General features: G+C 31.8%; 17 protein-coding genes. 6 read left to right on the forward strand and 11 right to left on the reverse strand.

Annotated elements, in window-relative coordinates:
* Positions 1-16 precede the first annotated feature (16 nt).
* The 3 genes from NSA01_RS07195 to NSA01_RS07205 are packed head-to-tail and all read right to left on the reverse strand — an operon-like array spanning position 17 to position 4,859.
* The gene (locus NSA01_RS07195) at positions 17-307 is read right to left on the reverse strand and encodes a PTS sugar transporter subunit IIB (protein ID WP_257480811.1); all 291 of its coding nucleotides are present in this window, start codon (positions 305-307) and stop codon (positions 17-19) included.
* A gap of 12 nt (positions 308-319) precedes the next feature.
* Positions 320-2,704: a glycyl radical protein gene (locus tag NSA01_RS07200; protein ID WP_257480812.1), complete on the reverse strand. Its 2,385-nt coding sequence runs from the start codon at positions 2,702-2,704 to the stop codon at positions 320-322.
* Positions 2,697-4,859, reverse strand: coding sequence for a BglG family transcription antiterminator (locus NSA01_RS07205; RefSeq protein WP_257480813.1), 2,163 nt, complete (start codon positions 4,857-4,859; stop codon positions 2,697-2,699). Before NSA01_RS07205 ends, NSA01_RS07200 begins: the two co-directional genes overlap by 8 nt.
* A gap of 307 nt (positions 4,860-5,166) precedes the next feature.
* On the opposite strand from NSA01_RS07205, the gene larA reads away from it, so the two are divergent.
* From larA to NSA01_RS07225, 4 genes are all read left to right on the forward strand, one after another.
* Positions 5,167-6,462 carry a nickel-dependent lactate racemase gene (gene larA, locus NSA01_RS07210; protein ID WP_257480814.1) on the forward strand — a complete coding sequence of 432 codons (1,296 nt, stop codon included), beginning with the start codon at positions 5,167-5,169 and terminating at the stop codon, positions 6,460-6,462.
* A 119-nt stretch (positions 6,463-6,581) separates the two neighbouring features.
* A complete protein-coding gene (locus NSA01_RS07215; protein ID WP_257480815.1) occupies positions 6,582-7,055 on the forward strand; it encodes a GNAT family N-acetyltransferase in 474 nt (157 codons plus the stop codon).
* A gap of 18 nt (positions 7,056-7,073) precedes the next feature.
* Complete coding sequence (locus NSA01_RS07220) at positions 7,074-7,559, forward strand: prolyl-tRNA synthetase associated domain-containing protein (protein ID WP_257480816.1); 486 nt, start codon at positions 7,074-7,076, stop codon at positions 7,557-7,559.
* An 11-nt stretch (positions 7,560-7,570) separates the two neighbouring features.
* Positions 7,571-8,335 carry an EFR1 family ferrodoxin gene (locus NSA01_RS07225; RefSeq protein WP_257480817.1) on the forward strand — a complete coding sequence of 255 codons (765 nt, stop codon included), beginning with the start codon at positions 7,571-7,573 and terminating at the stop codon, positions 8,333-8,335.
* 46 nt (positions 8,336-8,381) lie between these two features.
* Here NSA01_RS07225 and NSA01_RS07230 read toward each other — a convergent pair whose 3' ends face one another.
* Both NSA01_RS07230 and NSA01_RS07235 read right to left on the reverse strand, forming a co-directional pair.
* Positions 8,382-8,822, reverse strand: a complete 441-nt coding sequence (locus NSA01_RS07230) for a helix-turn-helix domain-containing protein (RefSeq protein ID WP_373887189.1) — start codon at positions 8,820-8,822, stop codon at positions 8,382-8,384.
* 56 nt (positions 8,823-8,878) lie between these two features.
* Positions 8,879-9,229 carry a hypothetical protein gene (locus tag NSA01_RS07235; RefSeq protein WP_257480818.1) on the reverse strand — a complete coding sequence of 117 codons (351 nt, stop codon included), beginning with the start codon at positions 9,227-9,229 and terminating at the stop codon, positions 8,879-8,881.
* A 190-nt stretch (positions 9,230-9,419) separates the two neighbouring features.
* On the opposite strand from NSA01_RS07235, the gene deoC reads away from it, so the two are divergent.
* A complete protein-coding gene (gene deoC, locus NSA01_RS07240) occupies positions 9,420-10,112 on the forward strand; it encodes a deoxyribose-phosphate aldolase (RefSeq protein ID WP_257480819.1) in 693 nt (230 codons plus the stop codon).
* Between the two features lie 70 nt (positions 10,113-10,182).
* Here the strand turns inward: deoC and fba are convergent, their stop codons facing one another.
* The 6 genes from fba to NSA01_RS07270 form a co-directional block, all read right to left on the reverse strand.
* Complete coding sequence (fba, locus tag NSA01_RS07245; protein WP_007049810.1) at positions 10,183-11,118, reverse strand: class II fructose-1,6-bisphosphate aldolase; 936 nt, start codon at positions 11,116-11,118, stop codon at positions 10,183-10,185.
* Positions 11,118-11,936, reverse strand: a complete 819-nt coding sequence (locus tag NSA01_RS07250) for a GTP pyrophosphokinase (RefSeq protein ID WP_257480820.1) — start codon at positions 11,934-11,936, stop codon at positions 11,118-11,120. The genes fba and NSA01_RS07250 overlap by 1 nt, the downstream gene beginning before the upstream one ends.
* Before the next feature lie 15 nt (positions 11,937-11,951).
* Positions 11,952-12,899: a TIGR01212 family radical SAM protein gene (locus tag NSA01_RS07255; RefSeq protein WP_257480821.1), complete on the reverse strand. Its 948-nt coding sequence runs from the start codon at positions 12,897-12,899 to the stop codon at positions 11,952-11,954.
* Positions 12,900-12,901: 2 nt separating this feature from the next.
* Positions 12,902-13,324: a hypothetical protein gene (locus NSA01_RS07260; protein ID WP_257480822.1), complete on the reverse strand. Its 423-nt coding sequence runs from the start codon at positions 13,322-13,324 to the stop codon at positions 12,902-12,904.
* 300 nt (positions 13,325-13,624) lie between these two features.
* Positions 13,625-14,419 carry an ABC transporter ATP-binding protein gene (locus NSA01_RS07265; protein ID WP_007049814.1) on the reverse strand — a complete coding sequence of 265 codons (795 nt, stop codon included), beginning with the start codon at positions 14,417-14,419 and terminating at the stop codon, positions 13,625-13,627.
* Between the two features lie 3 nt (positions 14,420-14,422).
* Positions 14,423-15,376 carry an ABC transporter permease gene (locus NSA01_RS07270; protein WP_257480823.1) on the reverse strand — a complete coding sequence of 318 codons (954 nt, stop codon included), beginning with the start codon at positions 15,374-15,376 and terminating at the stop codon, positions 14,423-14,425.
* A gap of 291 nt (positions 15,377-15,667) precedes the next feature.
* Here NSA01_RS07270 and NSA01_RS07275 point away from each other — a divergent pair, with 291 nt between their 5' ends.
* Positions 15,668-16,036 carry an ArsR/SmtB family transcription factor gene (locus tag NSA01_RS07275; RefSeq protein ID WP_257480824.1) on the forward strand — a complete coding sequence of 123 codons (369 nt, stop codon included), beginning with the start codon at positions 15,668-15,670 and terminating at the stop codon, positions 16,034-16,036.
* The last annotated feature ends 15 nt before the right edge of the window (positions 16,037-16,051 follow it).

Raw genomic sequence — 16,051 nt, forward strand, 5'->3', positions numbered from 1 at the left:
ACCTCCTATTTATATTTTATTTTTCATTTTCTTCTAAAAATTTTTTCACAATAGGTAATACTTTTTCTCTTACGCCGTTTTCATCAAATACACTTTGTACGGCAACATAAGTTTTGCCTGAATCTTCAAATGCACTTATCATATCTACCGAAATTGCAAATAAATCAGCATTTAAAGCTTTAGCCGAACCTAAATCCGAATGAACTACTTCTGCACTCAATCCTTCTTTTTTCAGTACAGATTCGATAGTCATCTTTAAAATCAAAGACGTACCCATCCCCATTCCGCAAACTGTAATAATTTTCATATTTTCAACCTCCTATAATTCATATTCCATTCTGCTTATTATGTCGTCCTGAGTAATTTTGTCCAAAGAAGTAAATAAAGCACTATATCCTGCAACCCTTACAACTAAATCTTGATATTTCTCGGGTTCTTTCTGGGCCTTGATTAAAGTATCCGTGGATATCATGTTAAACTGAACATGCCATCCGTTCTTCTTGAAAAATGCTTCTATCAGTGCATAGAATTTTTCTTCATCTTTTTTAGTCTTTACCGTAGTCGGATTAAATCTCATATTTAAGAGCTGTCCTCCGGTCATCTTTCTTGTTTCCAATTTGGAAACAGAATTGATAACACTGGTCGGACCGTTTTTTTCTGTTCCGTGCATAGGCGACACGCCTTCCGCAGTAGGTTCTTCATCTTTTCTTCCGTCGGGAGTCGCACCTACTTTTGCTCCGTCGGGAACATTTGAAGAAATAGTAACGGTGGAAGGAATGAACATACCCCCTATAGGACCTCTGCCAAATCTGGTATTTTTATATGAAGCTATATTATCTATGTAAGGCTTATAAATCTTTACGACCATATCATCCGCTTCATCATTATCATTTCCGTATTTATCTATTTTGTTTTGAAGAAGCAGCCTTATTTTTTCTCCTTCGATACCTTCATAATTGCTTCTTACAGCATTTTGAACATCTTCCAAAGTCAGCAACTTATCTTCAAAGACAGCTTTCTTTAAAGCATATAGAGAATTACCTACATTAGGTCCTCCGACCAACGCTCCGCTTATCATATCGTAAACGGCACCGCCTTCTTTTATGGTCTTTCCTCTTCCTATACAGTCCTCTACAAGCCCCGAGCAAAACGCATCCGGAACAAGCTCTTCCATAGCAATGTCATTGATATTATCCGCAGTGACCTGAAGACGCATATAATGTATCATTGCTTTACAGTAAGCTTCATACACTTCATCAAAATCAGTAAACTTTGTAAATTCGGGAATACCTTTTATTGTCTTGATACCGCTTTTGGGATCTACTCCTCCGTTTAGTGCAATTTCCATTATTTTTAAAACATTTACTTTAGTCTTACCGTTCGCTCTGTATCCCCATTTACCAGGAACCTGAACTTCAAGACAACCCATTGTGGAATAGTCATAAGCGTCTTCTTTGCTCACACCCCTATCGATTAAAGAATTTATGATAACATCATCATTTACAAGAGCCGGCATACCAAATCCCATTTTTATAACTTTTATCATTAAATCCACAAAATCTTTAGGCATATCTTCATGACACCTTATATAAAAGTTAGGTTCGGATAATTTGATATCTCCCAGAGCTTCGAGGAGTATATACGACATTTCATTCAAATCACTTTCTCCGTCTATATTCTTCCCGCCTATAATAATATTTTGATATGTAGGATATCCGGCAACAAACCTCGTGTGAGACCAAGGTCTTATCTTTATTACTGTGAATAGTTTTAAATAAAAACACTCTATATATTCTTTTGCTTCATCTCTGTTTAAAATCCCTTTATCGATATCTCTCTTGTAAAACGGATAAATATATTTATCTACCCTGCCCATCGACATTGAATGACCGTTTGCTTCTATCTGAGAAATCAGCTGAACGAACCAAAGGAGCTGAACCGCACTTTTGAAAGTTGTAGGAGGATTATATTCAATATTTTCTATAGTTTTCTTTATTTGCTTTAGCTCCTTCTTCCTCTGTTCATCCTTTTCTATAATAATTTTCTCCTGAAGCAAATCTATATATCTTTCAACAAATTCGCTTGAAGCGGAGTATACTATTTTTACAGCCTTATAAAAAGATACTTTTCTTAAATCATCAGGGTCGGTATAGTCAAGGTTTAAAAGTTTATCGTCGGCTTCATTTACTATACCTCTGAATCCAACTTTTAACACTTTTTCAAAGTCCATGATTATATGTCCTTCTCCGGCTGTTACATTTCCCTCCCAACCGAGGACTCCGACTTTTTTATCTTCCAAAACTTCTTTTGTCTGAGTTTTGAGAACTCTGTCTTTTAGTGTCATACCTTTCCATAAAGGTAATATTTCTCTCATTATTTTTTTATTTTCTTCGCTTACATAAAAGACATCGCTTGGTCTTTTTTCAAATTCATCTATTTCTTTAAAAATCCAGTCCCAAGAATATTCGGGAAACAACGGAGCTCTTCTGATTCCCGAGGATTGATTGCCTATGATGAGCTGTTCATCTTCCAGATAAATACTCATATTAAGAAGTATATCTCTAAGTGACAATGCTCTTTTTACTATGATAGGTTCATCTTTGTATTTTTCATAAGACTCCGTTATTATTCTCAGTCTCTCGGTACATACTTCAGGTTTTACACTGACCACACTTTTCTTGATTTTTTTGATTCTGTCATTCATTCTTATCACTCTCCTCACATATTTGTTTAATATATTTTGATATTTCCTTTTTAGACTTAAGTGAAATTAAAGTTGAAAAATTATCTTCATTAACGGCAAACTTTCCAAGATCCGAAAGAGCCCTTAAATGAGTATGATTATCAACGGCACAAAGTCCGAACACCGCCTTTACCGGATCGTTGTTTTTATTACCGAAATTTATGGGATTATTTAATATCACAAGACTCATTGCAACTTTCAATGCTCCGTCTTCAGGTCTCGCATGGGGTAAAGCGATCCCCTTTGTTATTACTATATATGAACCAAGTTCTTTGACGGTATCGATCATTTTATCAACATACCCGTTTTTGGCACATTTGGTATCCACCAATAGTCTCCCGGCCTCCCTCACCGCGTCCTCCCAATTTTTTGCGTCATAAAATGAAATTCTCTTTTCGTCAATCAACTCCGATAGCATAGGTAAAATCTCCTCTCCTGTATTGTTGTTATCTATTAATATTTCATATAAAACATTTTTAAATTTAATTTCATCTAAATTAGTACTGTTATCTTTTGCTGCTTTTACAATTATGTCTATTTTTTTATCTAAATCACCAAGTATTTCATAGTTTGGAACTACCCTTTTTATATCAAGGAAATCTTCTATTTTTTTTATATCTTTACTATCAAGTAAAGGCGTTACCTTTATAATAGGAATCTCGGTTTTTATATAAGTATCTATGGTTGAAATGATTACATCTGCTTTTTTATATTTGGAAGCATCGAATATTGATATTTCTCCTATGATTTCTATCATAGGGAATTCTCTTTGTATCCTGCTGGAAAGCATTTTGGAAGTCCCGAGACCGCTAGCACACATGGTTATTGCTTTTATCTTTTTATTTTTAATAACTCTGGATTTCTCTAAACTTGCCCCGATATGCATCGTTATATAAGCTATCTCGTCATCAGGGATATTATCTATATCATATTTTTCTTTTATGATAAAACATGACTTTTCCACCGCCGAAAATATATCCATATATTTTCCTTTTATGGTATCCAGTATGGGATTTTCAATCATTAAAGAATTTTTAAGCCTTGATATTGCCGGTTTTAAATGAACAGTCAAGTCTTTTATCAAATCATCGATATACTTATCATCAATACTTTTATTTAAAATCTTCTGAACGTTATCTATGATTTTTATTACAACTTCTTTTAACCCTTTGTCATCATTTGCCAAAATAAAAAATCTTCTTGCCCCCATAAGATGTATGGTTATATAGCCTATTTCTTCATCGGGAATATCAATATCGAAAATGGTATTTAAATACTTAGCAAAACTTTTGGAAACAGGATATTCATCTTCATTTTTAAGCTGCTCAAGCTGTTCATTCGACATTAAAATCTTGTTCCCGTTTTTAAGCCTTTTCATTGCTATTGCTAGATGTATCAATAAAGATACATAACTGGAATCATCAAATTTTGTTTCAAGTAAATCTTCTAAATAAGAAATCGAATCTATGATTTTAAATAAATCGTCTTCATCAAATAAAGCTTCTTTATATAGCGGAAGAATGTAATTGGTGGGGTTTAAATAATTATCGTCACTGTCATTGGATACTTTATGAAGAAGACTGTAAAAGTAACCTCGGTGTTCTTTGTTATTGCTTAATTTTATTACCGCCTTTCTCCATCTGTTTTCCGAACAATTTAACAGTATCCCGTAATTGGTTTTACTTATAACATTTATACCTTGTTCATCGAACCATTCATAAACCTTTTTCATAGTCTTATTCAAAGAACTTCTGCTTACGTAAAGTTCTTCGGCTATGGATGAAATCGTTATTGGTTTATTTGCCGTTAGAAGTTTTATAATTATATAATTAAACCTGTCTTCTTCCGTAAGATAAACATCCGTAACCGCAAAATTATTTATCTCTTCTTTTAACTTGAATATATCTTCTTCTTTTATATTTAAAATAAAATTTCCATTTCTATCTTTATCTATAAAAGCATTGATACTTTTAAGAAAATAATTTATATTATCAATGTCATATCTTATCATTCTTTCCGATACCTTGAATTTATTTGTCAAATCCGATATTTTGATACCTTTATCGGCTAACATCAAACTTTTGAGTATCAATAGTTCTCTTCTTTTTAGAAACATTTAAATCACCTTATTTATTGATTCTTCCTTAAATATATCTTAGCATATATTCTCTAAAACGATTTCAACACTTTCTTTCAAATTTTTACTGAAATAATTGTCTAATTAATTTATTATTTTCTTCCCTTTTATGATTTCCAAAATTAAACTGTTGATTGCATAATATTTAAAAATTAAAACGTTTTAAAATATAGTAATAAAAGACTTTTTGTGATAAAATGTGAAAATAATATTTTATATAAACTTATTAAACTTTTAATAAGAATTAAATCTTTAATAAGCTTATATAAGTAAGGAGAATTAATAAATGGGTTACAAATTAAGATATGATAAAACAGAATTTGATGTAAATTTAAAGGATGAAAATATTAAAGAAGTCCTTGAATCCAACGATTTGGGACTAATAAAAAAGACACCCAAAGAACATATAAAAGACGCTTTAAATAATCCGATAGGAAGCGATAAACTAAATGAAAAGATAGATAAAGATGATAAAGTCTGTATTATAATATCCGATATAACAAGAAAGTGGCAGTCATCTAAAATGTATCTTCCAATTTTGGTGGACGAATTAAACAAAGCAGGAGTAAAAGATGATAATATAACCATTTTAAGTGCAACGGGAACACATAGAAAACAGACTGAAGAAGAGCATAAAGAACTTATAGGTGAACTCTACGGAAGAATAGAAATAATAGATCATGTTTGTACTGATGATAAAAACATGGTTTATATGGGAACGACTTCACATGGTACACCAATCAAATTAAATAAAATCGCCGTAGAAGCTGATAAGGTTATTATAACCGGCGGAGTAGTATATCATTTTCTTGCAGGCTTCGGAGGAGGCAGAAAAAGTATAGTTCCGGGGATTGCAGCAAGAGAAACGATAATGAAACACCATTCACTATCATTAAATAATGGACTTGGGAGCGGTTCAAATCCATTTGTCAGAAGTGCAAACATGAGCGAAACAAATCCATTCCATATGGATTTAATGGAAGCGGCAGAAATGCTTAAACCTACATTTTTACTGAATGTCGTAGTGGACGGAGATTTTAATATAATTAAAGCATTTGCCGGAGATTATGTTGAAGCCCATAGAGAAGCATGTAAAATGGTCGATGAAATGGAAGGAGTATATGTAGATAAAAAATATCCTTTTGTTATTGCTACTGCGGGAGGGTTTCCAAAAGACATAAATCTTTATCAAGGTTCAAAGACTCTCTGCAATGTTATGGAAATAATAGAAGACAATGGAACCGCTATCATATTATTTAAATGCGGGGAAAAATTCGGAGATGAAGACTGCGAAAAACAAATTAAAGGTTATGATAACATGTACGACAGAGAAGTTGCACTCAGAAATGATTTTTCCATAGGTGCATACGTAGGATACTTATTCGCCGATTTCGCAGATAAATATAATTTGATACTCGTAACAAGCATACCAAAGGAAGAGTTTAAAAATACAAAAGCATATGTAACAACAACATTAGATGAAGCACTTGAAATAGCAAAAGACTTAAACGGAGGCAGTCTTGATATGGAAACAGTATTACTTCCTCACGGAGCAAATACACTTCCCAAAATAAGAAAATAGTTTTATCCCTGATTAATATCAGGGATTTTTTATATTAATATAAATTTGTTAATTGTCTTTTAGGATATTAAATACTATAATTAATATAATTTTATTAATTAAACATTGAGAGCATAACATTGATAATAAAAAAAGCCGATAAAAGCGATATAAAAGAACTTATAGATATAAGGATTAAATTCCTTAAATACGGATTTAAAGAAACTATTAAAAATAATGAAAGCAATATAAAGAGAGAATTATTATCATATTTTAAAGAACACTTAAACAAAGACTTTTATGCTTATATAGCACTAGACGAAAACAAAATAATTTCATCTGCATTTATTTCCATTTCCAATATTCCCTCAGGAGTAAATTTTATAAACGGTAAAATAGGAACGATACTCAATGTATTTACAGTAGATAACTTCAGAAGGCAGGGAATTGCAAATAAACTTATAGAAAAATTAATAGAAGATGTTAGCTATATGAACCTTGATTATATCGAGCTAAACTCAACAAAAGAAGGTTATGAATTATATAAAAAACTTGGATTTAAAGAAATCAAGACAAACTATGTCCCCATGAGATACGATTTTAGCAACAAATAAGAAAAGGAATTAATAAAAATGAATAAACAGGAAACATACGAATACCTCAATAAATTAAATATAGATTATGAAGCAGTGGAACATGAAAAAGTATATACGATCAATGAAATTGATAATCTTAATATACCGGGAAAAGAAAAAATAGCTAAAAATTTATTTTTAAGAGACGATAAAAAGTTAAATTATTACCTTGTCACATTGCCCGGACATAAAAAAGCCGATTTGAAGAGTTTAAGAAAAGAAATCGGGAGCAGAAGACTAAGCTTTGCAAACAATAAAGATGTTGAAAATATATTAGGAGTGTCGGCAGGAAGTGTGACTCCGATTGCGGTAATAAACGACAAAGAAAATAAAGTGATTTCAGTATTTGACAAAGAACTTAAAAATAAAATAATAGGAATTCACCCAATGGAAAATTCAGCTACGATATTTATTTCTTTTGATGATTTAATAAAGTCAATAAAAGATCATCAAAACAGAATTATTATAAGTGAAATAAGATAAGGGAAACAAATATGATAGGGATTTATTTCAGCGGAACCGGAAATACAAAATATTGCATTGATAAATTTATAAACAATATTGATAATAATTCAGATATTATATCTATAGAAAGCAAAGATATAAAAGAAAAGTTACTAAAAAATAAAGATATAGTATTTGCTTATCCAATATATTACAGCAATCTACCCAAAATAGTCAGAGAATTTATCATAAATAATAAGGGATTATTTAAAAACAAGAATGTAATTATTATTGCAACTATGGGACTATTTAGCGGAGACGGTGCGGGATGTTCTGCCAGATTGCTTAAAAGATATGGTGCGAACATTATAGGAGGACTTCATGTAAAAATGCCGGATTGTATTGCAGATGTTAAGGCATTAAAAAGAAGTGAAGAAAAAAATAAACAAATAATATTAAAAGCAGAAAATAAAATTATCAGTTCAGCTCAAAGATTGAAAAACAATAATCCAACAAAAGAAGGGCTAAATGTATTTTATCATATAGCTGGGTTATTAGGACAGAGACTTTGGTTTTATAATAAAACTAAGGAATATTCATCAAAGCTTAAAGTGGATAATAACAAATGCATAAAATGTAAAAAATGTATTTCTTTATGCCCAATGAATAATTTAGAAATTATTGATAACAAAATAATTACAAAAAACAAATGTACCATGTGCTACAGATGTATAACTAATTGTCCTGCCAAAGCCATAACGCTTCTGGGTAAAAAAGTTATCGAACAAAATAAAATAGATAATTACATAGATTAAAAGAAGGTTTTCTCCTTCTTTTTTATGTACAATTTTATTATAATTTTTATTTGTTTTTTATTTGAATAATAACATAACCTATAATATATCCGATTATTCCGAAACCTATCCCCCATGCTCCCATATTATTTACTCCAAAATCTCGGAATAAAAATCCCAAGACTAACCCTACTCCTACACCTGCACCCGCAATCTTAAAACAAAAACCTTCTTCTGTAGTTTCGATATCTTCTTCATCCCTGATAAGAGAATCGATAGTGACATCAAATATCGAGGCAATCATCTTTAAATTATCCAAATCGGGCATACCGTTTGCATTCTCCCATTTTGCAATGGCTGAACGCGATACATTTAAAAGTTCTGCTAAATTCTCCTGTGACATTTCATTACTTATTCTTAATTTCTTTAACTTTTCTGCAAATTTAATAACAAACCTCCTTAAAACATTATAACAAATTATTTTAAATACTGATGTTACTGCTCGTATCTATATAGTTACTTACAATAAAAAATATTACTTGAAGTTTAATCAAGTAATATTTTCTAATTTGTATCTATATCTTTATTTTTATTTTCGTCTTCAATATAAAGAATTTTACCGTCCTCTATCCCCGCAATATCTCTTCCTTCAATTATATGTTCCAATTTTATTTCTTCTTTAATATTTATATCCAGTATCGGCAAATCAAATATGCTATCTACTTTATATTTTCTTCTTACAATATAGAAAAACAATTGACCTATAAAGAAACAGGCAAGTGCATAAAAAATTATCAAAAATAATAAAAATAGATGAGTCCCATTAAAAATCACCCTTTTAAGAGCATAGAATAAAGATATGAATACTAAAGCTGATTCAAATGAAAAACATATCCCGAGTATTAAGCTTATCATTATACCCTCCTTATTATGTAAAATACATTATATCACATAATTCGACAATATCAAATTTTTTCAAAAAGTTAAACATCACCACCTTAATATATTTTTTCATAAATTTTTAAAAAATACTTTACAAAAAGGTAATTACCTGTTATTATAAAACCATAAAAGATAATGATGTTTATTCATCGGAGGTTAAATAATGAAAAAAGAAGTAGATTTAAAGAAAATTAGCAGAATGATTGATGTCAGTACGGTAAGAACTGATATCGTAATGGATGAAGTTGAAGAAATGATCGATACAGTCATTAAGTACAATTGTATTTGTGCATCACCAATGCCTTGGGTAACCAAGTATACTATCGACAGATTAAAAGATTATCCGGATATAGTAACGACAGGTGTCGTAAGTTTTCCAAGCGGTGCTGCAACAACAGCAAATAAGATAATAGAAGCTAAAGAAAATATTGCTATGGGCTGTGAAGAACTTGACATGGTAAGTAATGTCAGTGCACTTAAATCAGGTAAATACGATTATTTCGTTGATGATATCAAAGCAGTAGTAGAAGCAGCAGACGGAGTACCTGTAAAATCAATTATTGAAATTTGCTATCTTACAGATGATGAAATCAAAAAGGCAAGTGAATTATGCGTAAAAGCCGGTGTTACATACGTTAAAACAGGTACGGGATGGGGACCAAAACCAACAACAGTGGAAACTATCAAACTTATAAAAGAAACTATCGGTGACGATGCGTTAATTAAGGCTGCAGGCGGAGTAAGAGATTTAGATACTCTTATTGCTATGGCAGAAATCGGATGTAACAGATTTGGTCTTGGAGTAAGATCAGCGGGAACAATTTTAGAAGAAGCAAAAAAAAGAGTTAACGGTTAAATTATTTAATTAAATGATACAACTAAAAAAGACCACATATAAGTGGTCTTTTATTTTTTATTATATAAAACTATTTAAGTCCGCCTTTACCTGCACATCCGAATACTTGCATTTTATGAGCAACCATATCCTTAACAGCAGTTCTTGCAGGTTTTAAATATCCTCTTGGGTCAAATACTTCAGGTTCTTCTACGAATACTTTTCTGATAGCAGCTGTCATTGCTAAACGTATATCTGTATCTACGTTGATTTTAGCAACACCTAATTTAGCAGCCTTTGCTAACATTTCTTCAGGGACACCTTGAGCTCCAGGTATTTTTGCACCATATTTATTGTTAAGTTCAACAAATTCCTGAGGTACAGATGAAGCACCGTGAAGTACTATTGGGAAGTTTGGAATAAGTTCGCAAACTTTTTCAAGTCTTGCATAGTCAAGACTAGGTTCACCTGAGAATTTATAAGCACCATGAGAAGTACCGATAGCTATAGCAAGTGAGTCAACACCTGTTTTTTCTACGAATTCGGCAGCTTCTTCGGGATCTGTGTAAGTAGCATCTTTAGCAGCAACTTTAACCGCATCTTCAACACCCGCTAATTTACCGAGTTCGGCTTCTACTGTAACACCGTGGTCGTGAGCATATTCCACTACTTGTTTTGTGATTTCGATATTTTTTTCAAGGTCATATTTACTAGCATCGATCATAACTGATGTAAATCCGTCATCAATACAAGATTTACAAAGTTCAAAACTGTCACCATGGTCAAGATGAAGTACAACATCTACTCCCGTATCTTTGATAGCAGCATCTACTAAAGATGTTAAATAAACTGATTTAGCGTATTTTCTTGCTCCTGCTGATACTTGTAAGATTACAGGCGCATTTTCTTGTTCAGCTGCTTCAACGATACCTTGGATAATTTCCATATTGTTGACATTGAAAGCACCTACTGCATATTTTCCTTCTTTTGCTTTTTGTAAAATTTCTTTACTTGAGATTAAAGCCATTATTGTTCTCCTTTGTTTTCTTTTTTTACTAAATTTTTAACTTTTGCTTCCAGTTCTTTTTCCAAAAGCATAAGCTGTAGGGTGTCATCTTTTTCCGATAACTTTGTAAATATTTTAACATATTTATTCCCTAATTCCAAATATCCCATCTTATTTAGAAGAGATATATATTGACTTGTCATAAGTGTGGCATTTTTCTTTGCCCTGAATAATTTTTGTGCATGCATTACTTCATCTCGTATTGCACTCATTTCCTGATCTAAATCTTTGACCTTTAAAGCGGCTGCTTTAAGCCTTTCGGAAATTTCCTTTGGTATATCCCCCTCATATTTATAATTTAGGGAATGTTCTATAGTAGCCCAAAAATTGATTGCCAGTGTCCTGATTTGAATTTCACATAAGATATCCTTGACACCAAATGCAGTATGGACTTGATATTCTATTACAAGATGAACCGAACGGTATCCGCTTTCCTTCGGATTGGAAAGGTAGTCCTTTTTGATGATGATATTCATATCATTCCTGCCTGCAATATGGCTGGCAACTTTATTTATATCTTCTTCAAACTGACATACTATCCTAATTCCGGCAAGGTCTGTTATCTTGGTTTCGATATCTTCAATATTATAATCATTTTTATCTAATTTTTCCAGTATACTGCTTACTTTTTTTACTCTTCCGTGTACTTCTTCTATCTCCGAGTACTGTCCGGTTTTTAATTTTTGGTCTCGTATTGTCTTAAACTTTAAAGTAAGCTCATCTACTGCCTGCTTGTATGGGTATAAAAAATCTTCCCAATTTACGCTGTTATCAAGCACCTTATCATGCTCCTTTTATTTAAACTTATCAAGAAGTCCTTTTTGGTACTCATTATACTTCTTACCCTGATAAGTATTTTGTTTTTTCATTTCATCGATTATCATATCCTGAATTACCCAGTGGGATCTATCCCAATTTAGAAATAAAACATCTTCTTCCTTCGGAACTCTCGAAACCAGTCTTTCGACTGCAACTTCTTCACTTAAATTCTCCAAGAATAAAACTACTCTCCTTACAAAATCATCAAGTTTTAACATTTCGATTTTTCCTTCTTCATACATTTTACCCAAAATTGTATTTTTTTCAATATATAAAGAGTGAATTTTTACGCTGTTCGTATTTAAAATACTAAGTATTTTTGCCGCTTCCACCAAATCCTCATCACGGTCATATGGAATGGAAGCAATTATATGCGTACAAATTTCAAAATCATAACTTTTTATAAGAAGAGCAGCTTTTAAATAATCTGCCAGAGTATGACCTCTATTTAATTTTTTCAGTGTTTCATTATTTACTGACTGTAATCCGAGTTCGATGATTATATCAAGATGATACTTATTTTCTACTTCTTTTAAAAAGTCAAGATAATCGCTGTCGATGCAGTCAGGTCTGGTAGAAACCGAAATGGCTACAGCATTATCAACTGCATTTACAGCTTCTATTATGTTATTTTTAAAAGTAGAAAGCTTTATATATGTATTAGTAAAATTTTGAAAATATAATATAAACTTTTCAGCCTTATATTTATTAACAAAAATATCTAAATTATCGTTTATTTGTTTGGTTATTGATTCTTTGCAGTCGCCGTTTTCATAGCCTGCACCTTTTTCACCACAAAATATACATCCGCCTTTAGATATACTCCCGTCTCTTACGGGACAGGTGGTATCTATACTAATTGGTATTTTATAAACCTTGGAAGAATACTTCTCCTTTAATTTAGTAGAAAATTTAGTATACAATGTTACGCTTCTTGATATTCGTATTTTTTAAGAAGATTAAGTTCATCTTCATCTCTTGCGCCAAGAGTTAGTGTAATATCACATTCATATTCTTTAGTAAATGCTTCAAGCTGATCCAGAAAAGCTATTGCAGTTTCCAAATGTTTTGCATTTATAATAGATAGTATGTCGTCTATGTATATTTTTGTTATATCGTAGTTTCCTGCGATAAGTCCGCATAAAAATCCGAAGAACATTTCAGAAGAAGCAATGTGAAATTCAGAAGTATTGATAAATCTGATTTGAGTCATAACTTCTCTTGAGTGGTTTAAAGTTGAATCAATATAGACTTGAAGCCCTTTCGTTTCTTTGTTTTCATTGTTAGCTAAGTCTATAAGTTTTTTTGTTTTTCCTGTGCCTTCTGCACCACCGATAATTTTAACCATTTTAATCACCTCGTACGCTTTTTTTATTTACAATTATTCTACCACAATTTATATAAAATGTGAAGTGCATTTAGGATACAAATTTTCTTTTCCATAATATCAAAAACTTTCCTTATCTTTCATTATGCTTCATATAAACGCTTTCAGAAATTTTGACTGTTTTTTCCTATTTTCTTTTTTTATTTATTTTTTTCTTTTATTAAAAAATAATCATCTAAATTTAGGTATATAAACACATTAAAATAAAGTAACTATCATTATATAAATAAAAAAGAGTGCAGTAAATCTGCACTCCAAAGTTTAAGATAATAACATCCTGTCGTTGGCGAATTCTCCGCCCGAACACATTTCAAATTTTTCAAGTAAATCTTTTACTTCAAGATTTTTCTTTTCATCTCCGCTGACATCGTATATTATATGACCTTCATACATCATTATAAGTCTGTTTCCGTATTTGATGGCGTCTCTCATGTTGTGAGTTACCATAAGCGCTGTAAGATTATCTTTTTCAATTATCTTATCTGTTATCTTAAGTACTTTAGCCGCGGTCTTAGGGTCAAGAGCAGCAGTGTGTTCATCCAAAAGAAGTAACTCCGGTTTCTTTAAAGTAGCCATAAGAAGTGTCAAAGCCTGTCTTTGTCCTCCAGACAAAAGCCCTACTTTATCGCTTAATCTGTCCTCCAGACCGAGGTCGAGAGTTTTAAGAAGCTCTTTATACTCTTCTCTCTCTTCATTTTTGATTCCCCAGGCAAAACCTCTCTTATCCCCTCTTCTGTTCGCCATGGCGAGATTTTCTTCTATCATCATATCGGAAGCAGTCCCTCTCATAGGATCCTGAAATACTCTTCCTATCCATCTTGCTCTTTTATGTTCATCGAGGTTTGTAATTAAATGATCCGCAAGAGTTATTTTACCGCTGTCAACGGGATATACGCCCGCTACCATATTAAGCATTGTAGATTTCCCTGCACCGTTACCGCCGATAACAGTTACAAAATCCTGAGGGTTCAAGTGTAGATTTATATCTATCAATGCTTTCTTTTCATTTATGGTACCTTCGTTGAATGTCTTATTTATATTCTGTAATTTAAGCATTTTCTACACCTCCCCGCCGTTTATTTCTTTATTTATTTTTATTTTCTTTCTCATATTTAGTTTTGATTTAATAATAGGAAGAGAAAGAGCGAGTGCAACAATAATAGCCGTTAACAGTTTTAAATCGTTAGGGTTCATACCGAGTCTTAGTACTACGGCAATGATGACTCTGTATATAATACTTCCCAATACTACACTGAATAGCTTTGTCTTAAAAGAATGTGCGTGGGTCAAAATAACTTCTCCGATGATAATAGAAGCAAGACCTATTACTATAGTACCTGTCCCCATACCGACGTCTCCGTATCGCTGAGACTGTGCTACCATTGCTCCGGAAAGAGAAACGAGCCCGTTTGAAATCACAAGTCCTATAATTTTCATGGTATCGGTATTGACGCCGAGAGCCCTGACCATATCCTCGTTATTACCAGTAGCTCTGATTGCAGAACCTATTTCCGTTCCAAAGAACCAATAAAGAACTACCATACATATAACCGCGATTATAATACCAAAAACTAATGTGGCACTTCGGTTTGAAAGTCCTGTTAGATTAGTTATCATATCGATAACAGTCTGTACATTTCCTCCCCCGATTTGAGGCATAGCCAAATTTGATTTTCCTGCTAAAACTTTTAAGTTTATGGAATAAAGCGAAAGCATTGTAAGGATACCTGCCAAGATTGCGGGTATCTTAAGTTTTGTATGTAAGAAACCCGTGACATAACCTGCTATCATACCTGCCAAAGTTGCAGCAATCAAACTCAGAATAGGGTTTACTCCCGATACGACCAATGTAGCGGTTATACATCCTCCCAGTGCAAATGTTCCGTCAACGGTCAAATCCGCTATATCTAATATTTTAAATGTTATGTATACTCCAAGACACATTATTCCCCATAAAATACCTAAACTGATGGCATCGGGAAGGTTCCTCAGTATACCCATGAAAAGTTCCATTCTCTACCCCCTGATTATATTATTACTTATAAATATATTTATTTTTTATAGAAAGAAACAATAATTTATTATTTTCACTATTAGTTCTATTCTACTATTAAATATAAAACTTTTCAATAAAAAAATACTTTTTTATAAGGTTATAAAACGTTTTAAAGTGTTTGTGAAATATTTTAGTTATAATAAAAAAATGAAAAATATAAAAACAATGGTATTGAAATTCTTTACCGATGTATTTTTGTAAATAATATATAGTATAATAGTTTAAACTGTTAAACAAAGGAGTTAAAAATGAATGACTGTAAAAAACAAAGATTAAGCTTATCAAATAAATTTAAGAATTGTAAAAATGCCTTTGTAGCTTTAGGAGATGAGACGAGACAAAGTATCATAGTAGCACTTTTGGAAAGTGATAATATAGGTATGAGAGTCGGGGAAATAACAAAGAAAACTTATCTTTCACGTCCCGCAGTATCACATCATTTAAAAATTTTAAAAGAAGCAAATATTATTTCCATGTATAAAAAAGGAACAATGAATTTTTATTATATAAGTACAAACAAAACAATATGGAATGAAATAAAAAATCTAACGGACGAAGTTTATGAAGTCATTCAAAATGCTTCAGCACATGGATATCCGGATGAAGATCAAGAATAGAATTAAAAATATAAA

The sequence above is a fragment of the Anaerofustis stercorihominis genome (assembly GCF_024623185.1).
Taxonomy (GTDB): Bacteria; Bacillota; Clostridia; order Eubacteriales; family Anaerofustaceae; genus Anaerofustis.